The following is a 23,026-nucleotide window of genomic DNA, read 5'->3' on the forward strand; positions in this document are numbered from 1 at the left end:
CAAGGAGAAAAGATATGCTCAAATATGTAAAACTAATAAGTATTAGTTTAGTAATATCGTCTTGTATTATGGGAATTAATTATTTAGTTAGCTATCTTTGGTCAGGGCATATACCTTCTTTGACGTGGAGAACATATTTGATGTTTGTGTTTATATTTATGATGAGTTTTGGTTCGATGCAAAAAGAAGGAAAAGAGGATTATTGACAATAGTCTTTTTCGCCTTTCTTTCATTAACACAAATGGTTGTAACTGTGCCACATGAAATGCTTTCTAAAACATATCAAACAATCAGTGAATTATTTCCTGCAACATATGCAGCGAATGGCTATTATACAATAATATTTGGAGGAGTTAGTTTAGAGAGAAATATTATTTCATTATTAGTTATTGTATTGGTTACACAATCAGTAGCAGTGATGACTTTAGCTATAAAAGGAATGGTAAAGGGAAGAAGAAGCTCTGTAGTTAAAGAAGTATAAAATAAAAAGGTATCCTCGGTGGGATACCTTTTTATTAGCACTTATTATTTTGTAACTTCTGTCCACTTGTAGTTAAACTCACCACCGAAGTCAGTTGTTACAAGTCCTTTAATGAAAGAGCGTTGTAAGTAAGAACGGCCTTGTTGGTATAAAGGAGCGACAGCGCCGTCTTGTAATAGAATTTTTTCAGCTTGCTTCATTGCTTCAAAGCGTGCTTTTTCATCGCCAGCTAAATCTGTTTTCACTTTATGAATTAGCTCATCGTACTCTTTGTTAGAGTATTTATCGAAGTTATAAGCACTATCTGTTGTAAATAAATCTAAGAATGTAATTGGATCAGCGAAGTCAGGGCCCCAGCCGTCAATACCAATTTCATAGTCACCACTTAATAGTAGTTTTAGCTGTTGTTTACGTGGTTGTGGTTTTAAATTCACTGTTAATCCATCTAGGTTCTTTTCTAATTCACCTTTTAAATATTCACCAGTCTTTTTAGCTAAAGCATTGTCACTTGTTAATAGTTCGATTGTTACTTTGTCAGTACCAAGTTCTTGTTTTGCTTTTTTCCAGTTTTCTTTCGCTGTTTTCACATCATCCTTGACTAGATTTCCATTTTCTTTACGGAAGTCATTGCCTTCTGGGCTCTTTGCAAATTTCGCAGGAACCATTCCTTCAGCTGGAACAGCGCCGTTATTTAAGATTGTTTCTACGTAAGCTTTTTTATTCATTGCGCCGTTAATAGCAAGGCGTGCATGTTGATTTTTTAATGTTTCATTTTTCTGATTTAATCGTAAGAATTGAATACCGACTTCAGCGCGTTCTTTGAAGTTTGGATCGCTCTTATATTTATCAACAAACTCTGCAGTTAAAGCAACACGATCAATTTGTCCTGAATCATATAAGTTCACTTCTGTAGACTTATCTTTAACGACATTGAAGTTGATTTCTTCTAATTTTACAGTTTTAGCATCCCAATAGTTAGGATTTTTCTTCAATTGGAAGCTTTGTTCATGTTTCCAGTTATCTAATGTGAAAGCACCGTTATAAATTAAATGATTTGTTTCTAAACCATATTTATCGCCTTGAGACTTTAAGTACTCTTCATTAATTGGTAAGAATGTTGAGAATGTAGTTAAGCTTAAGAAGTAGGGAACAGGACGGTCTAGTTGTACTTCTAACGTTTTATCATCAACAGCTTTGACCCCTAGTTGATCAATTGGCAATTGTTTTTGGTTTATTTGTTTCGCATTCTTTATATCGAAGAATAAGAATGCGTATTCAGCTGCTGTATCAGGATTTACGGCACGTTGCCAAGCGAAGGCAAAGTCCTTTGCTGTAACAGGAGTACCGTTTGACCATTTTGAATCACGGAGATGGAATGTATATTTTGTTTTATCGGGACTAATGTCAACCGACTCAGCGACACCAGGAACCGGTTTATTATCTTCTCCCATTGCATATAGCCCTTCAAAAACATTACGCATTACGTTCATGGATTCCCCATCCGTTGCTTTTGCAACATCCATTGTTGGAATTTCTGAAGCGAATGATAAGTTAATTGCCTGTTTATCAGGTGCTTTATCGTTTGCTTTCGCTCCGCTTGCATTATCTTTATTTCCCCCGCAAGCAGTTAGTAATAGACTTGCCCCCAAAACAGATGCAACAACAGGTACAACTTTTTTCTTCATTGTTCGTTCCTCCCTAAATGTGTTGTTCGTAACGTCATAATGTCCGTGTCTTGAAGTAGCTATAGAAGGAGATAAAACCTATTATAAATATTTGTTTATAGGTAATCAGGTGTTCTATATGTATATACATGTTGAACTGTAATCTATCGTTATATGTTTCAACGTAGTAGACATTATATTTTGATGGTGAAATATTTTGTTTCTTTGATTATTTAGAATATTAACACTGAAAAGAACTATATGTCAATAATAAAAATAGATTGTTAATTTCTCAGAATAATATATTAAAAAAGCAGATTCTCATGTGTGAGAGAACCTATTTTTAATATATTTTGCTAAAAAAACAATTGGTGTGGGCTAATAATAAGTGGGGATGAAGAAACCCCCACTTATTAAAGTTTCACTTTATTTTTCAATTTTTGCCCACTTGAAGTTTAATTGACCTGCAAAGTCTACTTGCACAATTCCTTTCACATAAGAACGTTCTAAATAAGATTCGCCTTTTTGGTAAAGAGGAGCGATAACAGAGTCTTTAAATAATATTTTCTCGGATGCTAGTAATGCTTCCCAGCGAGCTTTTTCATCACCAGCTAAAGTTGTTTTCACTTTTGCTATTGTTTCATCGAATTCCTTATTAGAGTAATGATCTAAGTTATAAGGGTTATTCGTTGTAAATAGCTCAAGGAATGTAATTGGATCCGCAAAGTCAGGGCTCCAGCCATCAATTCCGATTTCGTAGTCACCTTTTAATAAAAGCGAAACTTGTTGCTTACGCGGCTGAGGTTTTATATTTACTGTTAATCCATCTAGATTCTTTTCTAGTTGTCCTTTTAAGAATTCACCAGTTTTCTTATCAAGGTCAGCATCACTCGTTAATAATTCTAATGTTATCTTTTCAGAACCAAGCTCTTGTTTAGCTTTTTTCCATAACTCTTGTGCAGATTTTGTATCAACTTTTGTTAAATCGCCGTTTGCAGTACGGAAGTCTTTTCCTTCAGGTCCTTTTGCAAAGTTTTTTGGAACGAGACCAAATGTTGGTGTAGAGCCATCATTTAATAACGTATTTACAAAGGATTTTCTATCAATTGTTTGATCAATTGCTTGGCGTGCAGAAACGTTTTGAAGTACTTTGTTTTGTTGATTCATACGTAAAAATTGTACGCCTACGTTTGGACGTTCTTTAAAGTTAGCATCCTTTTTATATTTATCGACGAAGTCAGATGTTAGTTTTATACGATCTAATTGTTTTGACTCGAATAAATTTACTTCTGTTGATTTTTCTTTTACGACATTAAAATTGATTTCTTCTAGTTTGACAGTATCTTTATCCCAATAGGTAGGGTTCTTCTTAAATTTAAAGCTTTGTTCGTGCTTCCAATCGCTTAGTGTAAAAGCTCCATTGTACAAGATTGTATTATCTTCTAAAGCGTACTTATCACCTTGTACTTTAAAGAATTCCTCATTAATTGGTAGAAATGTTGGGAACGCTGTTAAGCTAATAAAATAAGGAACAGGACGCTCTAATTCTACCTCAAACGTATGGTCATCAACTGCTTTTACACCAAGTTGGTCGGCTGGAAGTTCTTTGTTGTTAATTTTTGTTGCGTTTTTAATATCAAAGAATAAAAATGCATATTCAGAGGCTGTTGCTGGATCTACGGCACGTTGCCAAGCGAACACAAAATCTTTAGCTGTAACAGGAGTGCCGTTTGACCATTTTGAATCTCGCAAATGGAATGTGTATTTCGTTTTATCGCCACTTACTTCATGAGATTTTGCAACACCAGGAACAGGTTTGTTACCTTCACCAAGATTATACAAACCTTCAAATACGTTTCTCATTACTTGACCAGAATCAGTATCTGTAGCACGAGCCGTATCCATTGTTCGTATTTCAGTAGGTGAAGATAAGTTTAAAACCTGTTTACTAGGTGCCTCGTCTTTTGCATTTGCTCCGCTTGCTTCGTTTTTATAACTACCGCAACCAGTTAATAAAATACTTACTCCTACAACTGATGCAATACCGGGTACAAACTTCTTTTTCATTTGATTTTCCTCCTAAATAATTAAGTTTGGATGATGATGAGGGAAATGAAAAATAAAAAATCCCTCTTTTCATATTGAGAAAGAGGGATTTTTACGTACAAGTTATGCACCCGTATATAAACGAAGTCCCTCATTCTATCTTTCAAGCATAAAGCTTGCAGGAAGTGGCACAGTATTCAAAATGAACCTGTTGCCGAGGTTTCAAAGGGCCAGTCCCTCCACCTCTCTTGATACAATGAGTAAACGAATAAATTTTATTAATTTTTGTGTTTCTTTGATAATTCAAAATCTTACACCTTGAATAATGAAGTGTCAACTAAATGAAATATAGTTTAAATTTTCAGTTTTCTTAAATGAAAAAACCACTGCATATGGCAGTGGTTTTTCTACTAGAAGTTAAAGTTATCTGGATCTGGACCAACGCGACGATCTTCATTTAAAGCTTGAATTGCTTTCATATCATCAGCACTTAATTCAAAGTCGAAGATGTTTGCATTTTCAATAATGCGATGTTCTTTAATTGATTTGGGAATTGTTACAACTTCGTTTTGTAAATCCCAACGTAAAATAATTTGCGCAGTTGATTTATTATATTTTGTCGCAATTTCTTGTAACGTTGGATTATCTAGTAGTTGTCCTTGCATTAATGGTGACCAAGCTTCAAGCTGGATATTATGTTCTTTACAGAATGCATGTAACTCTTCTTGTGCTAAACGTGGGTGGTATTCCACTTGGTTGACCATGGGCTTAATTTCAGCAATTTCAAATACGTCTTGTAAGTGGTGAATGTGGAAATTACTCACACCGATAGCGCGAACACGGCCATCTTTATAAAGTGTTTCTAATGCTTTCCATGATTCAGTATATTTCCCTTTTACAGGCCAATGTACTAAATATAAATCTAAATATTCTAGACCTAATTTCTCTAATGTAGTTTCAAATGCTTGAAGTGTTGTTTCATATCCTTGATCGCTATTCCATACTTTTGAGGTAATAAATAATTCTTCACGTGAAACACCGGATTCACGAATCGCTTGCCCAACGCCTTCTTCATTTTGATAGATTGCTGCAGTATCGATGCTGCGGTAGCCATTTTTAATTGCTGCTTTTACAGAATCAATTACTTCTGAACCATCTTCTACTTTAAAAACACCTAAACCAAACCAAGGCATTTTTACACCGTTATGTAATGTTGTATAGTCTTTTAAACTTGTTAAAATCATATTATTTCCCCCTAGCTTTTTTGTTTGTTGCTTCTAATGCTTTTTGAATTGCCTCTGAAAAATTATATTCGTATAAAGTTTTGAGACCCTCAGCTGTGGAACCACCTGGCGTTGTTACTTGTTCGCGAAGGTTAGCTGGATTTTGCGTTTGTTCAAGCATAGAAGCAGAGCCAGAAATCATTTGAATGACAAGATGTTTTGCGGTTTCTTCATCAACCCCATAACTTTTTGTTGCTTCAATTAAGCTTTCAGCAAAGTAATAAAGGAAGGCTGGTGCACTTCCAGTAACTGCAGTAAGCTGATGAACTTCTTCCTCAGTACAAAGTTGCGAAGTACCAATACCTTTTAAAAGTAGTTGCAGGGTTTCTTGATGTATCTCGTTTACTGATTGTCCCATTGTATATAAGGAGATAGACTTTCCAATTTCAGCAGCTGTATTAGGCATAATCCAAGCAACAGGCGTGCCTTTTGGGAGTCTAGCTTCTAAATAAGATGGTCCAATGCCAGCTGCTACTGTTACGACTAGTTGATTTGATATTAACGGAGATAGCTCAGCTAATAACTCTTCATGAGCCGAAGGTGGCATTGCTAAAACAACCGTATCAACAGATGTAACATGCTGTTTCCAATCTGTTGTAGTAGACACATTATATCGATGTTGTAACTGTTTTAGCTTTTCTATGTTGCTTCGGTTAGAGACGATAATTTCTTCGATGTACTCTTTGCTTGTTTTAAGTAATCCGGAAAATATAGCTTCTGCCATACGACCGGCACCAATAAATAAAATTCGATGTTTAGTTAGCATATCCTTTATTCCTTTCTAGTAGAGATATGTTATAAAAACGATATCATCTTTAAGAGAATTTTGTAAAAAGAAAAGACTTATCGTAGATGGAATGGATAATGAGAAGGCTGAAATTCATGGTAAAGGAAAGGGCTATTCCTTATACTGGTGATAGGGAATTTATTACACATCTGGGGAGAGATAAATATGGTTAGAAGTCCACTTTTTTTACTTGTTTCTAGTATTATTTGTGTATTAGTTGGATTGTATATTCAATCGAGTTATATTGAAATTTTCGCATCAATTATGGGGATCATTAATGTTTGGTTATTAGCGAGAGAAAAAGTATCCAACTTTTTATTTGGCATGATTACTGTTGCGGTATTTCTATACATTTTTATTACACAAGGTTTATATGCAATGGCAGTATTAGCCGCTTTTCAATTTATATTTAATGTATATGGTTGGTATTATTGGATTGCACGAAGTGGGGAGGGAGAGGTAAAAGCAACAGTTCGTTTAGATTTGAAAGGATGGACTTTTTATATAAGTTTTATTTTAGTTGCTTGGATTGGTTGGGGTTATTATCAAGTCCGTTATTTAGAGTCAACAAGTCCATATTTAGACGCTTTAAATGCCGTATTGGGACTAGTGGCTCAATTTATGTTAAGTCGAAAAATATTAGAAAACTGGCATTTATGGATGTTATATAACGTAGTTAGCATTGTAATTTATATTTCTACTGGTTTATACGTCATGCTAATATTAGCTATTATTAATCTCTTTATATGTGTAGCTGGTTTGCTAGAGTGGAAGAGCAATTATAAGGGGCAAGAACATACAAATAATTATATCTAGAAAATAATTAGAATTAAAAAACCCCTGAAGTACATATGCTTCAGGGGTTTACTAATAGAATATAAGATTATGCTTTTGTCATACCAAGTAATACAGCGCCGCCAATAATTAAAACACTACCGAGTGCAATAAAGACCAATTGACGTTTTGTTTTCTTTTCACCTAAGAATACAATCGCACCGAATGTTGAGATAACGATTCCAGTTTGAGATAATGGGAAGCTTGTTGCTACTCCAACACGTGGTAATGAAAGAAGTAAGAATAAGTTTCCAGTTCCCCATAGTAAACCAGACAAAGCATTACGGATTGCATATTTGTTAAATGGTTTATGTTTAGACGTCAGTACAACCGCACCAACAAACATACCAACTGCTTGTGGTAAAATAGCAGACCAACCATCGATATTATACCAACGAATAATAATTACATATACAAGATAGCCGAAAGTAGAAACAATTAAAGTAAGAAGTCCTTTTTTCAATTGTCCAGGTGGCTGAGCATTTTCTTTATCATCTAATGATGTGAATACAACACCAACTACGATTAATAGGATTGCAATCGTTCCCAGAATGATCGTTGTAGTAGTAGTCCACTCACGGAAAGCGATAACCCCAAAGATAGAAGTTGCAACAAGTTGCATACCAGTAGAAATCGTTACAGTAGTTGAAACACCTAGTTTTTCAACTGTTTTTAATTGGTTTACTTGTCCTAAAGCCCAGAATAAACCTGAAATAAAACCAACAATTAAGATTGTCATTGTTAAAGCTGGTTGAGTAAATACATACATAATTGTTGCGAAGAATAGAGCACCGATTGTCATACCTACCGTTTGGCTATATGCACCACCGCCCATTTTTACGCTTACTAATAAGATGTTTCCCCATGCAATTGCAGGAAGAAGCGCTAATAAAATGTCCATTACAAGACTCCCTTCGGTTTGCTATACCAATATAGTTACATATCGTTCTAACGATCGGTAATGCCCCACTAATAGAGTAGAAGATTACCGATCGCTAAAACAGGATGAAGAATTCACGATATAAATGCGTTTTCATTTCTTCATTTTTTGAAACACCTCCATATAATAACAGGAAATTGCCTATTTTAGAAAGTGAATTCAAATAAAATGTATATTTTAATAAGAGGTAAAATTCAGTTATTTCCCGGTGGTATATTTTATTTCCTAAGAAATAAAGAAGCAGCTTCGAAAAAAGCTGCTTTAAGAGTTAGTAATTCTTTTATTAATAAGTTGAATACATAGTAGAAATACGAGTGACATACCGATAGTAATAACTACAAGTGTCCATGCGAGTTGCATATTACTTGCATCAATAGCCATGTAAATTGCAGTTGGGATTGTCTGTGTTTTACCAGGAATGTTCCCGGCAAACATAAGTGTAGCGCCAAATTCACCGAGCGCGCGGACAAAGCTCAAAATCATCCCGCTTAGTAAGGCAGGAAATGCGAGCGGAAGTGTAACGTGCAGAAAAACTTGATATTCACTTGCGCCAAGGTCACGAGCACTTTCTTCAATTTGTACATTTGCGATAGAAAATCCCGTTTTCGCTGATTGGTACATAAGCGGAAATGCAACAACTGTAGAAGCAATGATCGCAGCAGTAGATGTGAACATAATAGACTGCTGAAATAATGATTCAACCCACTTTCCGATCGGGCTGTTGTTTCCAAAGATGATAATGAGAAAGAAGCCGATAACAGTTGGTGGAAGTACCATTGGTAATAAAAATATGGTTTCTAATAGTACTTTATATCGCCATGAGGAGCGAGCTAGTGCTCGCCCGACAATTGTCCCTAAAATTGTAACGAGAATAGTGGCGCATGCAGCTACTCTTAAAGATAGAAAGACAGGCGATAAAATAGCATCAATGCTCATAGTAATTACGACAGGACTGTAAATCCATATTTTTTAAAGATAGATTGTGCATCTTTTGACTGCAAATACTCATAAAATGAAGTCGCCTCTTTCTTATGTTTAGATTCCTTTATAACACCTAAAGGATAGTGGATTGGCTCATGAGAAGTAGCTGCTGCTGTCTCACCAATCTTTACTTTATCCGAAATGAGAGCATCTGTTTTGTATACGATACCAGCATCGACATTCCCTGTTTCTACATATGTTAACACTTGGCGAACATCTTTTGTAAATACGACTTTATTTTGAACATCATTCCAAAGGTTTTCGTGTGTTAGAGAAGCCTTTGCATATTTGCCAGCAGGTACAGATTCAGGTGTACCAAGTGCAATTTTTTTTATTTTTTCATCTTTTAAATCTTGAATTTTTGTAAGAGAACTATCTTTTGGGACGACTAGAACTAGTTCATTTCCAAGAAGATTTTTCCCTTCTTTTTCATTAATGAATCCTTTTTTTACAAGGGTTTGGAATTTATCTTCTGCTGCTGAGAAGAATAAATCAGCAGGTGCACCTTGTTCAATTTGTTGTTGAAGTGCTCCAGAAGCACCGAAGTTAAAAGAAAGTTTGATATTTGGCTCTTTTTCTTTATATTGTTTTTCGATTTCTTTTAATGCATCTTGTAAGCTTGCAGCAGCTGAGATAGTCAGTTCAACTGTTTTATCCTCTTTAGCAGCTGACTTTGTATGCTTTTCCCCACTTGTACAAGCAGCGCTAAATATAAGAAGGAAAGAAAGTATAAGTGCCCCGATGGAACGTAATATAAATTTATTCATAAAAAAATCCCCTTTCATTTTGACACATCTAATTATAACTAAATATAACTAAATATAACTAGTTATAATTGAATATAATTTGAACATAAGTCTATTTTTAAAAAATAGGAGAAATATTCTTTTCTTTGTTACAATGAAAGGAGAAAGTGAGGAATCGTCTATGGATCATCATTCCTACACAACGGAAGAAGTAGCAAAGCGATTAAAAGTATCAAAATTAACTGTATACGACTTAATTAAAAAAGGAGAACTTCCTTCTTATAGAGTTGGTAGACAGATGCGCATTGATGCAGCAGATTTAGATCAATATATAAAGCAAATGAAAACAGGGAAAGTACAAGTTAATCCTGTAAAAAACGATGGTAGTAGTATCTTGAACACGTGTATTATTAGTGGTCAAGAACTAACGTTAGATATGTTAGCTAAACGTATAGAAAATCGTTTGCCAAGTTCTAATGTTTTAAGAGCGTATCAAGGTAGCTTAACGAGTTTAGTGAAAATGTATCAAGGAGAAGGAAGTATCGTTAGTTTGCATTTGTTTGATGGTGAAACGGGTACATATAATATTCCTTACGTAAAACGTATTTTAGTAGGACAGCCATGTCTTATGATTAATTTATTGTCCAGAAATGTAGGGTTTTATGTTCAAAAAGGAAATCCGAAGAAAATAAAGACATGGGCTGACATATCCGGGTCCACTATAAAGTTTGTGAATCGAGAAAAGGGTTCTGGTATTAGAGTGTTAGTGGATGAACAATTACGAATCCGAAAATTAAATAAAGCTGATATTAGTGGATATGAATGGGAAGAATCGAATCATCTTGGTGTTGCCACGCAAGTTGCAAATGGAAAAGCTGATGTAGGAGTAGGTTCAGAAAAGTTTTCGCAAATTGTAAATGTGGACTTTATTCCAATCATGAAAGAACAGTATGATTTAGTAATTTTGAAGAATAAAGAAAATGAAGAGCTGATTGAAGTTGTGAAAGACATTCTGCAATCGGAAGAATTTCATAATGAATTAAATGCGATTGGCGGATATGATATTACGAAAACAGGTCAAATTGTATATGAAATAAAGTGAAACTTTAATCAGTGTGGGGGTTCTTCATCCCCCACTGATTATTAGTTGAACCAATCGGACTTTAATGGGCAGCCCGACCCCCCACCTAACTTCTTTGCTTTCGCTGAATTTTGAGGTGGGGGTCTTACTGCCCATTAAAGCGGGACAAACTAAAAAGCTGCTTGTCTATAAGACGAGCAGCTTTTTCTATATATAAAGGGGTTTGGGGAAACAAAGTGTTAAATAAGACCTTGAGCAAGTGTATAAATGAAAGCCGTAAGAAGAGTAGCTCCACTTGCAAGTCCGATAAAGTCTGATTTGTTGAAAGTAATGTTGTTCATTATAATCTCTCCTTATTTGTTTAATGTAGTTGCAACAGCTTTTGCATCGACAAGTGCGGATAGCACCATGCCCATTGTATTTAAAAATTTATTTGATTTCATATTGTTCATCATGCGTATCCGCTCCTTTTCGAATAGTTGTTGCCCTGCTTATGTCTTAATTATAGGGAATATGGATACTTCCAACTATCGAATTAGCTTACGAAAGACTTACACTTTTGTAAGAAAAAAAGACATTCATGTAAGAATGTCTTTCACAGCATATTGATATGATGATGGTCTTCAATTGTTTTTAAAAAACTACGCATTGAATTCGTCATATAGCTATCTTTACGGCGTATGAAAACCGTTGAAATACTGCCGTATTTTTCAGGGATTGCATGACAATGTACCTTACCTGCTTTAGAAAGATGATGGACAGCAGACTGTGGTACGAGTGTAATTCCGAGACCGAGTGCAACACTGTTTAATATTGTCTCTAATATATTGAATTCCATAATTCTTTTTGGTAGCAAACCTTCGTCTTTAAGCCAACGTTCTAGTTTGGAGCGGTATCCACATCCTTGGTTAAAAACGAGTAGAGGCGTTGTTGTAAATTCTTCTATATGAAAGGCTTTATTTTGTGTTATAAGCATTAATTTCTCTGTACTAACATCGTATTGTTCGATTAGTGGATGTTTAATAGGACCTGATATAAAGGCGCCATCTAATTGATGATCAAGTACTTCTCTAATTAATTCTTCTGTTAGACCCGCTTGTAATGATAAATCGACATTCGGATAGCTTTTATAGTAAGAAGATAAAATGGTAGGCAGTGTACTTACTGTTTCGACTGTACCGATTTTTAATATACCAGAAGGTGTTTCGCTATCTAAAAATACTTGTTTTAGTTCGTCGACATCTTGCAAAATTTTACTAACATAAACGAGCATTTTTCTTCCTTCAGCTGTTAAAGTCATTCCTCGTTTATGGCGGTAAAAGAGTGGGGTTTTTAATTCGTTTTCTAGTTGTTTAATACGTGCAGTTACATTTGATTGTACATAATTTAATTCCTTTGCTGCGCTACTTACACTACCCTGATCGGCAACGCTTTTAAAGATTTGTAAGTCTCTTAATTCCATTTTGTAATCCCCCTTGATGTTAACTATCATTATAAATGATAGTTAACATCATTTTGAATCATTTTACGTGATATATTTTTTCTTTTACAATTCTCTTTGTGCAAATAGAAAGAAACGGGGGATTGCGGTGAGAAGAGGTCAAATGATAATAGGGGCTTTGGCGTGTTTAATTGCGAGTATGTCATGGGGAGCGATGTTTCCAGTTGCTGATCATGCGCTAGAATACATAGATCCATTTTATTTTTCGCTTATTCGCTATGGAGCAGTGGCGATAATGCTGATTGTATTGTTGTTAGTGAAAGAAGGAAAACAGGCATTTTGTTTAGAGGGAAGAGGAAAGTTACTCGTCTTTTTTGGAACGATGGCATTTACAGTATATAATGTCCTCATATTTTTAGGGCAAATGTTAATGGGTAAGTCGGGTGTAATGGTAGCTTCCATTATGGAAGCACTTATGCCGATGATTTCTATTTGTATTTTATGGGGATATAAGCATATAAAACCGAAGAAGTATATGATAACGAGTATGGTTATTGCTTTTGTAGGAGCTGTGTTTGTTATTACAAAAGGTGACATGAGTTTCTTTGTAACATTGAAAGATAATATGTTCCCATTAGCATTTATATTTATTGGTGTTGTAGGGTGGGTTATTTATACGATGGGTGGTCAAACTTGTAGTGATTGGTCAACATTACGTTATTCTACGTTGACGTGTGTATTCGGTACGACTGTTACAGCGATTATAACGGTAATTATTACGTCGCTTGGATATATTTCAGTTCCGAGTATGGGAACGATTTCTATTGTGAAATATGATTTGTTATTCATGATGACATTGCCAGGTATTGTAGCGCTACTTGCTTGGAACTATGGTGTGAAAATTTTATCATCCATTAATGGGATTTTATTTATTAATTTTGTACCAATTACGACTTTAGCTATTATGATGATGCAAGGGTATCAAATCACAATGTTTGATATTATAGGGACTGTACTTGTTATTGCAGCGCTTATTCGCAATAACGTTTGCCAGAGAAAAGAAGAAAATATAAATAAGAGAGTTTTACAAGAAGAACAATTACGTCAAGCTGTTTAATAGGCAAATGGAGGATTTCACATGTTAGAAAGTTTATTGTTTTTCTTCGCCGTCGGAGTTGCCTGTGAGCTTGCAGCAATTAATCGAAATGGTCGTAAAAAGATAAAACAACAAGCTGAGCTGATACAGCTTTTAAAAGAATTGAAAGAAAGAAAAAATTAAAAAGACGACCGGGCATAGACGGTCGTCTTTTTCTATATAAAGGGGAAAGGGGACACAAAGTTATACAAGTGTAGCAGCGTAAATGAAAGCAGTAAGAAGAAGAGAGCCGCTAGCTAATCCTAAAAAATCTAATTTGTTAAAAGTAATGTTATTCATAATACATTCTCCTTACTTGTTTAATGCAGAAGCAACAGCTTTTGCATCGAAAAGAGCCGATAATACCATGCCCATTGTATTTAAGAAATTGTTCGTTTTCATTTTGTTCATCATATTGATCCACTCCTTTTCGAATAATTGTTGCCCTGTTTCTGACTTAATTGTATGAAATATAGTAAGAAGTAACTATCGAATTAGCTTACAAGAAAATTACACTTTTGTAAGAATTGAAATTTAACAATTCATCCTTAATTTTATTACCAACTCCTAAAACTTAGTGTTATAATTATTATAAGAATATGATTATACTTCGGATGTTTAGAAAGGAACGAAATAAATGTATAAACCAATTACATTTTTGTTGAAATATATATTTAAAACAGCTGGGAAAGTAGAAGTACAAGGAAGAGAAAAGCTACCAGAAGGTGGACCCTATGTTGTTGCATGTACACATACAAGTTTTATGGATGTATTAATGTTAGCTACAGGGATGTATCCAACTCAAATTCATTACATGGCCAAAAAAGAATTATTTGAAGGGAAATTCAAAAATTGGTTCTTTAAAAATGTAAATGCATTCCCTGTAGATCGTGCGAATCCAGGACCAAGTACACTTAAAATTCCATCACGTTTATTAAAAGAAGGAAAGGTAGTAGGGATTTTTCCGAGTGGAACAAGATCGGCGGAAGATGTTTCATTAAAAGCGGGTGCTGTGACAATTGCGATGCGTTCCAATGTTCCGTTAGTACCAGCAGCTTATGTTGGTCCATCAAGTATAAAAGAATTAATAAAGGGGAAAAAGGCACAATTGATTTTTGGAGATCCAATTCAAATTGAGGCTGGAGAACAAATAGATCGAAAAACCGCTATGAAAATGATGACGGATCAATTAAATGAGAAGTTTGAGGAGTTAAAAGAAGCTTTGCAATCAAATCAAAAATAAGAAAAGACGACCGGGCATAGACGGTCGTCTTTTCTATTACTATTTATAATAAAGGGGAAAGGGGACACAAAGTTATACAAGCGTAGCGGCGTAAATAAAAGCAGTAAGAAGAATCGAGCCACTAGCTAGTCCTAAAAAATCTAATTTGTTAAAAGTGATGTTATTCATAATACATTCTCCTTACTTGTTTAATGTAGAAGCAACAGCTTTTGCGTCGATAAGAGCGGAAAATACCATGCCCATTGTATGTAAGAAATTGTTCGTTTTTATTTTGTTCATCATATTAATCCGCTCCTTTTCGAATAGTTGTTACCTTGTTTCTGACTTAATTGTATGAAATGTTGCGGAAAGTCACTATCGAATTAGCTTACAGAAAAATTACACTTTTGTAAGAGAAACGAATGAAGGTGTAATGATAAGAAGATTTGACATATGTTCATGAGATTCATTAAGTTAAAGGTAGAGGTGAGTGTATGGCTAATATTAAAGATATTGCAAAGATGGCGGGAGTTTCAGTTACGACTGTTTCGAGAGTGTTGAATGATCACCCATATGTAAGTGAAGAAAAAAGAAAAGCGGTTATAGAGATAGTTGAGAAATTGAATTACTCGCAAAACGCAAATGCTGTTCATTTATCAAAAGGAAAAACGAATATTGTTGGTGTGATTTTACCGTATATTAATCATCCGTGTTTTGATGCGATGGTGAGCGGAATGATGGAGACTGCGTTAGCGCATAATTACAGGGTGCTACTTTGCCAAACGAATTATAATAAAAAAGAAGAAATGAAAAGTTTACATATGTTAAAAACAAAACAATTGGATGGTCTTATTATTTGTTCACGTGCAAATGATTGGGAAACGATAGAACCGTATGCTTCTTACGGCGCAATAATTGCTTGTGAAGACAATGATATTTCAAACATCTCAAGTGTATATACGAATCATTCAGCGGCCTTTCAATTAGGAATGGATTATTTGATTGAGAAAGGTTATAAAAAAATTGGTTATTGTACGGGAAGAAAATTAGGGCCGAGTAGTCAAAAGCGTTTTGATGTTTATAAACAGCAATTGCAATCTATAGACGAAGAGGTTAATGAAGAATGGATTTTTACAGAATGTTTTACACTAGAAGATGGTGTAAAAGTGGCTCATAAGTTAAAAGAGATGCAGGATCTTCCTGAAGCATTAATAGTAGCAGGTGATGAAGTTGCGATTGGGGTTATGACAGAGGTTGAAAAATTAGGGATTCAAGTTCCTGAGGATTTAGCGATTATTGGCTTTGATAATCAACCTATCTCGCAAGTGTTACAATTGACAACTATTGATCAAAATTTAAAGGAGATAGGGAAAACTGCTTTTGAAATGTTGCATAGAAAAGTGAATGACGAGAGTTCTGAACAAGAAAAGCTGGAAATTCCATACGAACTTGTGGAACGCTCTACAGTTTAATCGTAATCCGTTATGTGTATAATCGCATAACGGATTATTTTTTTGAAATATCTTTGACAGGAAACGCGTTTCATACTTTATAAAGGAGTTAAACCGGTCTGTAATAATCCATGGATTCTTTTCAAGTGTTAATGCAGTGAATAGAATTTGGAGGAATATGCATGAATGAACTTTTATCGAGTATGAAAAAGTATGTAGATGATGATGAAAAGATTCTGGCTTTTGTGGTAGGGATATTTGAGAAGGATAATTTTATATTATCGTATCAACATGGGGTTTTTGTTGCCACTACTAGACGTCTCCTTTTTTACGGGAAATTTCCGTACTATTCTTCAACATTTAAAGAGTATTCATATTTGTATATAGATAGCATAGATTTTCATCCGTATTTTGAATTTACTTGTAGTCATGAAACCATTCGCGCTAAGTATATTCAGAAAGGGAATGTGGAGCGATTTGTCCGTGCAGTTAGAGCAAATATGAATAATTAATCAACCCTCTGTTTAAACATAATATTTCAATTTTTAAGAGGGAAAATGCGGAATAAAAACCACTTCTAAACCTCTAGGAGATAGTGATACAATGTCAAATGGGGGGAGGGTATGAACTATGGTTAATCAACGTATAAAGGAAATAACACTAATTACAATTGGTTCATTATTATTCGCAATTGGTATTAATTACTTTGCAATTCCAAACCGTTTATCGGAAGGTGGAATTATTGGTTTAACGGTTGTTACGTACTACTTATTTGATTGGTCACCAGGAATTGTGAACTTTGCTATAAATGCAATTTTACTAGCTGTTGGTTATAAATTTTTTGATAAGAAAACAATGATTTATACAATTTTAGGGATTGTAGAAACATCTTTGTTTTTATACGTTACAGAACATATTGAGTATCATGTAAATAGTGATACATTATTAGCAGCTTTATTTGCTGGTTTATTTGTGGGAATTGGATTAGGTTGTATGTTCAAAGCCGGAGGTACATCGGGAGGATCAGCAATCTTAGCTCAGTTAGCAAATCAATATTTAGGTTGGAGTGTAGGTAAAGGCGTACTAATTATTGATATTGTTGTAATTGCTGGTTCTGTATTTATAATAGGGCAAGAAAAGGCGATGTATACACTTGTGGCTGTGTTCATTGGAGCGAAGGTGATTGATTTCATTGTAGAAGGAATGGACACAAAAACGGCTGTTACGATTATTTCGAATCAACCAGATTTAATTCGTGAAGCTATTACGAAAAATATGACACGCGGTGTTACTGTATTAGAAGGGCGCGGCGGATATACTGGTAAAAATAAAGAAGTTTTATATGTTGTTATTAATAAACAAGAGCTTGTTAAGTTAAAACAAGTTATTAGCCGGGTAGATGAAGATGCTTTCGTTGTTATACATGATGTACGTGATGTACTTGGCGGTGGCTTTAAAGCAAGCTAAAAGGTGAACGAGCAAATTCGTTCACCTTTTTTAATTCTTACAAAAATGTAAGTGTAATGTAATGAGATTCAATAGTAGTTTTTATTCCCCCTTTTTAAAATGGATGTATATATATCCTGCAGAGGAGGAATGTTTATTATGAAGAAAAAAATGATCACTACTATAATAGCGATGATAGTGATAGTAGTAATGTTACTGCCTACGAAACTTGGACCAGTTATCGATAAATATAATCCATTTTATAAGACGAAAGAATACTATACGGTTGTGAATACAATTGGTCAGCATATTGGTGATGAGTGGTATGAATATGAATTTATTGCATTCGATGAACGTGGTAGAGAGCAGAAAATAAAGAAAACGGTTAAGCATATGTTAAAGAGAGATGAAGCATTAAAGGTTTTTGCAAAAGGACGTTACGGTGAATCGATTGAAGAGATTGAGGTTGCAAATATTCCTATAAATGCGAAGAGCAAACTTTTAACGATGAGATAGTGAAATATACCCCCGGCTATTTTTTGTCGAAAATAAAAATACTGGGTAAGGGTATTTTTGGATTAACAAAAAAGCCTTAGTCCATATAGACTAAGGCTTTTTTATTATATAAAGGGGAAGGGGGTACATTGTAGTAGCATGGGTGAAAGGTATAAGAAGAGTAGCTACTAGCAATGTAATTTGGTTATGTGAGTGTTCTTCTTATTTGGCTTACTTTCTAACTTTATTGTACGAAATATAAGTAAGGGGAACTATCGAATTACATTACACATAACTTACAAACATGTAAGCCTTCTGTAATGTAATTCGATAGTTAAAAGATAGTAATTTTCATATAGTGTAACTAGAAAGTCTCAATGTATTACTTTCTGTTTGTAATGAAGAATGAAAAACCAACTAATTTTTAATAATCCTCATCTGAATAAAGATGGGGATCCTTTTTTAAACCTTACAACATTGTAAGGTTTACGTAAGTTAATTCGATAGTAAATTTGTCATATTTTTTGCATAATAGATACAGATAGAAAAATAATTAGGGATCTAGTAAGAAGGGAGAAGAATGGGATGCGTAAAGAAGAAGTAGTGAAGTTACCAATTAAAGATTTCTGTAGCTACTTTACTGTTGCCGTAGTGTGTATTGGATTATTTGATATCATAACAAACTTAATTGTTAAATAATATAGATGCTAAAACAAGAAAGGAAGTCCTTTCTTGTTTTTTTATGGGGGCATAAAGATGAAATGGATTGATAGTCATATACATGTTGATCAATATAAGGATGAAGAGAAGAGCAGATTGCTGAAAGAGGTGGAAAATAGTAAGGAAATAAAGGGGCTTATTGCAGTATCTATGAATTATCAATCTTGTAAGGAAACGTTATCTTTAGCGAAGAAGTATCCCTTTATATATCCAGCGATAGGGTTTCATCCAGAGCAACAGATTCATAAAGAAGAGTGTGAACAGATTTATCAACTTATTGAACAGAACGCAGAGGAAATTGTTGCGATTGGTGAAGTAGGTTTGCCCTATTATTTGAGAAAAGAAGATGAAAGAATTGCTGCAGATCCATACATAGCTGTATTGAAAAAATTTATAGAACTAGCTAGTAAGTATAATTTGCCGATTGTATTACACGCAGTTTATGAAGATGCTGACATTGTATGTGATTTGCTAGAGAAATATAAAGTTTCACGTGCACACTTTCATTGGTTTAAAGGAAGCGATGAAACAATGAAACGGATGATGAGAAATGGTTATTATATTTCGATTACACCGGATGTTTTACATAAGGAGAAGATTAGAAAAATCGTTTCGTATTATCCGCTTGAATATATGATGGTAGAAACAGATGGTCCGTGGGAATTTCAAGAAGATGTTATAACGCACCCAAGAATGATTCGAGAGGTATTAAAGGAAATTAGTTCTATAAAAAACATATCCATTGATAAGGTCGCAGAAACAATATATGAAAATACAAGTCGATTTTATTTGAAAGGATAGGAGAATTATAGTTTTAATCATGTAACGGAAAAAGTAAAAGTTGAATTTATTTAATAAAATGCCACGGTTTGATATAGGACAAAAAACCACCAAGCGTTCCGCTCGGTGGTTTTGTATTAGGATTCTAATTTTTTCGCACGTTTTAATAATAAAAGAAAGACAATGATAACGAACCCTAGCATAAGGAAGAAGCCATATTGCTTTATATAATCAATTATGTCATTCGCACTGGTTGGTTTTTCAACGTGAATGCCGTCTTTATTCGTCGTAATATGAATATCTTTCATTTTTACTTCATTCTTTTCCTTTTGTAAATCAATCCATTCTATATTTGGAATACTTTCTAGATCCTTTAACACTTCTTTTAATGGTTTCGCACCTAAGTAAGGATGATAGAATGCACCAATAACTCCATCGGATAATTTAGAAACAGATAGAGCACGCTCTTTCATTTTAGCAGTAGTTTGTGGCGTATCTTCTTCAATAAATCCGACTGTTTCAGGCAATAGTTTCATTCCATGTAAAAATGATGGAGTACTTGTATAATATGGTGAGTGCATGGATTTCCAAGTTGTATCATTTAACTGTAGTTGTCCTACATAAGTTGAAAAGTACCTTGATAATATTTCATATCCTTTTTGAGACATCGTGTAATGAGGTGCTTCAAAGGCAACAGGATATAGTTTAGCATCTACAAGTTCTTGAATTCCTTTTTCGATATGATCTTTCGTATATTTTCCCTCGAATTCTTCCCCTTTTTTTACATATTGGTTATATGCCTCTATATTTGGAAAGTCATCTTTTGTCTTCGGTTTTTCATGCTTCGGTTGGCGAATTGGTTGATCTGTTTTTACATCCCAAAATTCAAAGCCTTCACCTGTTTCACTGTCATAAAATTGGTGAGTATAACCATGCATAATAATTGCTGCACCATCATCTTGCATAGAGCGTAAAAGATCAACTAGTTCTGGTTTATCTTTTAAATGTATTATCTTTCCTGTATCTGGATCTTTATATACCGGAATAACAGTAATCATGTAAGGCATCTTTTTCTCTTTTAGTAATTCAGCAATTTCTTTCAATTGATTTATATCTGCTGCGGGGTGAACATCCTCAAGGCGTAAATAAGCTTCAACTTTATTTTTCGTTGGTTTTTGGCTGAAATAAGAAAATAACATTTCACCGACGTAATGAGACATCCAGTCAAAGAGGTTAGGTGTTGCAACATAATAAGATGTTTCATGCTGAACGATTAGTGGGTTAGTGTTATTTGAGCTTAAGGCGTTAGCAAGCACAGTTCCATTCGTATCAAATGATTGAATTAATCGTTCCTCCTCTAAGGTATTTTTTAGCTTCTTGTCTGGATATTCAATTTTATTAACTCGTATATCATCACTATTCAAAGTAATGAAAGAAAAACGCTTAGATAATTGTTCAACATTTTGTCCTAATACTAATACAGGGCCGGAGAAGTTTTCTAGAAATTGTTTCGTTTCATCAGAAAACGCTTCTTTTGTTTCACCGATATAAACAATATGTGTATAGGAGGATACGTTATTAATTGAAGTTGCTTCTTTTAAGTTTTTTACAGTTATATCATTTGTAAAATGTCCTAATTGAGTATTAAGGATTTGGACATTATTTGAAAATTTATCGTCTTGTGTACTATACAAAACAAGTACTTTTGGTTTTGATGATGTTTGTGCAGAGGTGTAGGTAGGGATGAGTAGTAAAATGCTGAACAAGAGTGTTAGGCATTTTTTCATTTTGTATGCTCCTATTCTATATATAGAGTTCAGTTTACAATTATATACAATAAATGCGTTATAGTCTATGAAAGTTACATTTTTGCACGTATTTACCAGCTGTTTTTTCACAAAATCGGTCTAAAGCATGATGATAATATGTATAGTTATTTGCTATGATAAAAGAGTAATAGAATGTAGGTAATTGTAAAGGGAAGGCTGAAAGGGGGACAAATTTCAGCGGAGAAAGAGGTAGAGGTAGTGAAGAAATTCTTTGTAGGATTTTTAGTTGTTCTTGGGGTATATTTATATTTCCAAGGAAAGTCTGAAGGAATGGATAAGCTAGTGAATGGAACAAGCTATGTTGATTCAGAAGAAGCAAAACAGATGAAACAAATCATTATAGAGGAAGCGAAGAAAGTAAATCTTCCGGAATGGATACCTCTTGCAATTGCTGAGCATGAAAGTCGATTAAATCCAAGAAGTGTTGGAGATAATGGAACTTCATTCGGATTGTTTCAACTACACCGGGGCGGCGGGCTTGCACCAGAACATTTAACTGATGATGAGCTAAAAGATCCACGTACAAATGCACAAATTGCAATGCCGCATTTGATGAAAGGATATAAGCGCGGGGTGCAAAAAGGTTTGACTGATTTTGCATTACTGAAATATATAGCGAATACATCTGGATGGCCAGGGAATTTAGGGCCGGAGTGGACGGATAATAACATGAAGTATAACATCGGATTAGAAGATGTGTACTATCGAAATAAAGGTGTAATTAAAGAGTAGGTTTTCTATACCTACTCTGTTTTTTTATGAATAATTTCATCCTTTTCTTTCGTGAAATACTGCGTGAGTTGTATTTTCACCTCTTCTAGTTTTGTAGAAACTTGCGGTATTTTATATCCTACATACAATGGTGAAACGACAAACCTAGGAACAACTTTACAAATAATTTTTCCATTTAAGTAATAGAAGAATAAGTTATAACTACTGCATCCTTTATGAAAATCTATCAGTATGTAACGTACAGTTTGCTGAATGTAATTTGCCATTTCATCTATATATGAAATATTATCAATGATTATATTGAATTCAGTGAAGCCAATAATGGGACGCTCTGAAATATTAAGCTCAATGCGTTCATTTTTTTGAACAATTACTCCTTGGAAATTTTCCTCTTTAATATTTTCAAGATAATCTACATATTTCATTCCGATAATTTGCATGTGTGCATGATGCAAACTTCCACCTGAAAATGGACCGTGATTTTTATATAAAATCACAGATGCGAACTCTTCGTTCTTCTGTAAGTGTAACCAATGTTGAATAGAAAATTGCATTAATTTTCTCATATGTTCTTCTGTATATGTTGCGATATGATCTTCGCAATTATCGGTTTCGATTAACACTGTTTGAAATGTATCTTGTAATGTAGGAAATTTATTTTTTAACCAAATAATAGAACCATCAGTTGCTAAAATATCCGTTAATTGTTCTTTATCGCAAAATGGACATGCAGCGCTTCTATTCCGAATACTTTCTGGTTTTTGTTTACCGATATCGTTTAAAAAATATAGTTGTTGTGTATCCATTTGTATATATGCCCCTTTAAAATATGTGTAAAAATCCCGCTTAATACATTCGGGAAAAGGAGAAGGAAATCCTCTAAAGGAATAGGGGAAAAATAAAAGACAAGATATCCTCATTACGATAGGGTA

26 protein-coding genes and 1 riboswitch are annotated in these 23,026 nt (G+C 34.2%); of the genes, 13 read left to right on the forward strand and 13 right to left on the reverse strand.

Features of this window, described 5'->3' with window-relative positions; translation table 11 throughout:
* The first annotated feature begins 14 nt into the window (after nt 1-14).
* Together V7S45_RS01105 and V7S45_RS01110 are read left to right on the forward strand one after the other, a co-directional pair.
* Complete coding sequence (locus V7S45_RS01105) at nt 15-206, forward strand: hypothetical protein (protein ID WP_000922547.1); 192 nt, start codon at nt 15-17, stop codon at nt 204-206.
* Complete coding sequence (locus V7S45_RS01110; RefSeq protein WP_000156944.1) at nt 203-481, forward strand: hypothetical protein; 279 nt, start codon at nt 203-205, stop codon at nt 479-481. Before V7S45_RS01105 ends, V7S45_RS01110 begins: the two co-directional genes overlap by 4 nt.
* Nucleotides 482-525: 44 nt before the next feature.
* Here V7S45_RS01110 and V7S45_RS01115 read toward each other — a convergent pair whose 3' ends face one another.
* From V7S45_RS01115 to proC, 4 genes are all read right to left on the reverse strand, one after another.
* Nucleotides 526-2,166 carry a peptide ABC transporter substrate-binding protein gene (locus tag V7S45_RS01115; protein ID WP_000731086.1) on the reverse strand — a complete coding sequence of 547 codons (1,641 nt, stop codon included), beginning with the start codon at nt 2,164-2,166 and terminating at the stop codon, nt 526-528.
* Nucleotides 2,167-2,571: 405 nt separating this feature from the next.
* On the reverse strand, nt 2,572-4,212 hold the full coding sequence (locus V7S45_RS01120; protein ID WP_000726482.1) for a peptide ABC transporter substrate-binding protein: 1,641 nt from the start codon (nt 4,210-4,212) through the stop codon (nt 2,572-2,574).
* A 132-nt stretch (nt 4,213-4,344) separates the two neighbouring features.
* Nucleotides 4,345-4,449, reverse strand: a riboswitch (SAM riboswitch).
* A 152-nt stretch (nt 4,450-4,601) separates the two neighbouring features.
* A complete protein-coding gene (locus tag V7S45_RS01125; RefSeq protein WP_000604203.1) occupies nt 4,602-5,435 on the reverse strand; it encodes an aldo/keto reductase in 834 nt (277 codons plus the stop codon).
* Between the two features lies 1 nt (nt 5,436).
* Nucleotides 5,437-6,240 (reverse strand): pyrroline-5-carboxylate reductase, encoded by an 804-nt coding sequence (gene proC / locus V7S45_RS01130; protein WP_025690488.1) that lies wholly within the window; start codon nt 6,238-6,240, stop codon nt 5,437-5,439.
* A gap of 186 nt (nt 6,241-6,426) precedes the next feature.
* Between proC and pnuC the strand changes: the two genes are divergently transcribed.
* On the forward strand, nt 6,427-7,077 hold the full coding sequence (pnuC, locus tag V7S45_RS01135; RefSeq protein WP_025690487.1) for a nicotinamide riboside transporter PnuC: 651 nt from the start codon (nt 6,427-6,429) through the stop codon (nt 7,075-7,077).
* A gap of 67 nt (nt 7,078-7,144) precedes the next feature.
* On the opposite strand, the gene V7S45_RS01140 is transcribed toward pnuC, so the two are convergent.
* The 3 genes from V7S45_RS01140 to modA all read right to left on the reverse strand — a co-directional run bounded on the left by V7S45_RS01140 (nt 7,145) and on the right by modA (nt 9,783).
* Entirely contained in the window at nt 7,145-7,996 is an 852-nt protein-coding gene (locus V7S45_RS01140; protein ID WP_342761626.1) for a GRP family sugar transporter, read from the reverse strand.
* 300 nt (nt 7,997-8,296) lie between these two features.
* Entirely contained in the window at nt 8,297-8,971 is a 675-nt protein-coding gene (gene modB, locus V7S45_RS01145) for a molybdate ABC transporter permease subunit (protein ID WP_000020526.1), read from the reverse strand.
* Between the two features lie 5 nt (nt 8,972-8,976).
* Nucleotides 8,977-9,783, reverse strand: a complete 807-nt coding sequence (gene modA / locus V7S45_RS01150; RefSeq protein WP_001031841.1) for a molybdate ABC transporter substrate-binding protein — start codon at nt 9,781-9,783, stop codon at nt 8,977-8,979.
* 160 nt (nt 9,784-9,943) lie between these two features.
* Here modA and V7S45_RS01155 point away from each other — a divergent pair, with 160 nt between their 5' ends.
* On the forward strand, nt 9,944-10,864 hold the full coding sequence (locus V7S45_RS01155) for a substrate-binding domain-containing protein (RefSeq protein WP_002180310.1): 921 nt from the start codon (nt 9,944-9,946) through the stop codon (nt 10,862-10,864).
* 218 nt (nt 10,865-11,082) lie between these two features.
* On the opposite strand, the gene V7S45_RS01160 is transcribed toward V7S45_RS01155, so the two are convergent.
* Nucleotides 11,083-11,184, reverse strand: coding sequence for a DUF3948 family protein (locus V7S45_RS01160; RefSeq protein ID WP_001060017.1), 102 nt, complete (start codon nt 11,182-11,184; stop codon nt 11,083-11,085).
* A 254-nt stretch (nt 11,185-11,438) separates the two neighbouring features.
* The gene (locus tag V7S45_RS01165; RefSeq protein WP_000423031.1) at nt 11,439-12,305 is read right to left on the reverse strand and encodes a LysR family transcriptional regulator; all 867 of its coding nucleotides are present in this window, start codon (nt 12,303-12,305) and stop codon (nt 11,439-11,441) included.
* Nucleotides 12,306-12,432: 127 nt separating this feature from the next.
* Here V7S45_RS01165 and V7S45_RS01170 point away from each other — a divergent pair, with 127 nt between their 5' ends.
* Together V7S45_RS01170 and V7S45_RS01175 are read left to right on the forward strand one after the other, a co-directional pair.
* On the forward strand, nt 12,433-13,401 hold the full coding sequence (locus V7S45_RS01170; protein ID WP_002180311.1) for a DMT family transporter: 969 nt from the start codon (nt 12,433-12,435) through the stop codon (nt 13,399-13,401).
* Nucleotides 13,402-13,422: 21 nt separating this feature from the next.
* Entirely contained in the window at nt 13,423-13,563 is a 141-nt protein-coding gene (locus V7S45_RS01175; protein WP_000894065.1) for a YrzO family protein, read from the forward strand.
* Between the two features lie 60 nt (nt 13,564-13,623).
* On the opposite strand, the gene V7S45_RS01180 is transcribed toward V7S45_RS01175, so the two are convergent.
* Nucleotides 13,624-13,719 carry a DUF3948 family protein gene (locus tag V7S45_RS01180; protein ID WP_001060007.1) on the reverse strand — a complete coding sequence of 32 codons (96 nt, stop codon included), beginning with the start codon at nt 13,717-13,719 and terminating at the stop codon, nt 13,624-13,626.
* Nucleotides 13,720-14,056: 337 nt separating this feature from the next.
* Here V7S45_RS01180 and V7S45_RS01185 point away from each other — a divergent pair, with 337 nt between their 5' ends.
* Nucleotides 14,057-14,662 carry a 1-acyl-sn-glycerol-3-phosphate acyltransferase gene (locus V7S45_RS01185; RefSeq protein WP_025690483.1) on the forward strand — a complete coding sequence of 202 codons (606 nt, stop codon included), beginning with the start codon at nt 14,057-14,059 and terminating at the stop codon, nt 14,660-14,662.
* Nucleotides 14,663-14,734: 72 nt separating this feature from the next.
* Here the strand turns inward: V7S45_RS01185 and V7S45_RS01190 are convergent, their stop codons facing one another.
* A complete protein-coding gene (locus V7S45_RS01190) occupies nt 14,735-14,830 on the reverse strand; it encodes a DUF3948 family protein (RefSeq protein WP_001059999.1) in 96 nt (31 codons plus the stop codon).
* Between the two features lie 305 nt (nt 14,831-15,135).
* Here V7S45_RS01190 and V7S45_RS01195 point away from each other — a divergent pair, with 305 nt between their 5' ends.
* The 5 genes from V7S45_RS01195 (at nt 15,136) to V7S45_RS01215 (ending at nt 19,554) form a co-directional block, all read left to right on the forward strand.
* Nucleotides 15,136-16,113: a LacI family DNA-binding transcriptional regulator gene (locus V7S45_RS01195; protein WP_001273903.1), complete on the forward strand. Its 978-nt coding sequence runs from the start codon at nt 15,136-15,138 to the stop codon at nt 16,111-16,113.
* A 161-nt stretch (nt 16,114-16,274) separates the two neighbouring features.
* Nucleotides 16,275-16,604 (forward strand): PH domain-containing protein, encoded by a 330-nt coding sequence (locus V7S45_RS01200; RefSeq protein ID WP_001004246.1) that lies wholly within the window; start codon nt 16,275-16,277, stop codon nt 16,602-16,604.
* 118 nt (nt 16,605-16,722) lie between these two features.
* Nucleotides 16,723-17,559: a YitT family protein gene (locus V7S45_RS01205; RefSeq protein WP_000248045.1), complete on the forward strand. Its 837-nt coding sequence runs from the start codon at nt 16,723-16,725 to the stop codon at nt 17,557-17,559.
* A 138-nt stretch (nt 17,560-17,697) separates the two neighbouring features.
* A complete protein-coding gene (locus V7S45_RS01210; RefSeq protein WP_000728422.1) occupies nt 17,698-18,054 on the forward strand; it encodes a YxeA family protein in 357 nt (118 codons plus the stop codon).
* A 735-nt stretch (nt 18,055-18,789) separates the two neighbouring features.
* Complete coding sequence (locus V7S45_RS01215; RefSeq protein ID WP_000871102.1) at nt 18,790-19,554, forward strand: TatD family hydrolase; 765 nt, start codon at nt 18,790-18,792, stop codon at nt 19,552-19,554.
* 116 nt (nt 19,555-19,670) lie between these two features.
* On the opposite strand, the gene V7S45_RS01220 is transcribed toward V7S45_RS01215, so the two are convergent.
* A complete protein-coding gene (locus tag V7S45_RS01220; protein ID WP_089607170.1) occupies nt 19,671-21,320 on the reverse strand; it encodes a polysaccharide deacetylase family protein in 1,650 nt (549 codons plus the stop codon).
* A 240-nt stretch (nt 21,321-21,560) separates the two neighbouring features.
* Between V7S45_RS01220 and V7S45_RS01225 the strand changes: the two genes are divergently transcribed.
* On the forward strand, nt 21,561-22,094 hold the full coding sequence (locus tag V7S45_RS01225; RefSeq protein ID WP_000713249.1) for a transglycosylase SLT domain-containing protein: 534 nt from the start codon (nt 21,561-21,563) through the stop codon (nt 22,092-22,094).
* An 11-nt stretch (nt 22,095-22,105) separates the two neighbouring features.
* On the opposite strand, the gene V7S45_RS01230 is transcribed toward V7S45_RS01225, so the two are convergent.
* On the reverse strand, nt 22,106-22,900 hold the full coding sequence (locus V7S45_RS01230) for a DUF4931 domain-containing protein (protein ID WP_025687132.1): 795 nt from the start codon (nt 22,898-22,900) through the stop codon (nt 22,106-22,108).
* Nucleotides 22,901-23,026: the final 126 nt, after the last annotated feature.

It is taken from the genome of Bacillus sp. BR3(2024), assembly GCF_039134555.1.
Classification (GTDB): domain Bacteria; phylum Bacillota; class Bacilli; order Bacillales; family Bacillaceae_G; genus Bacillus_A; species Bacillus_A cereus.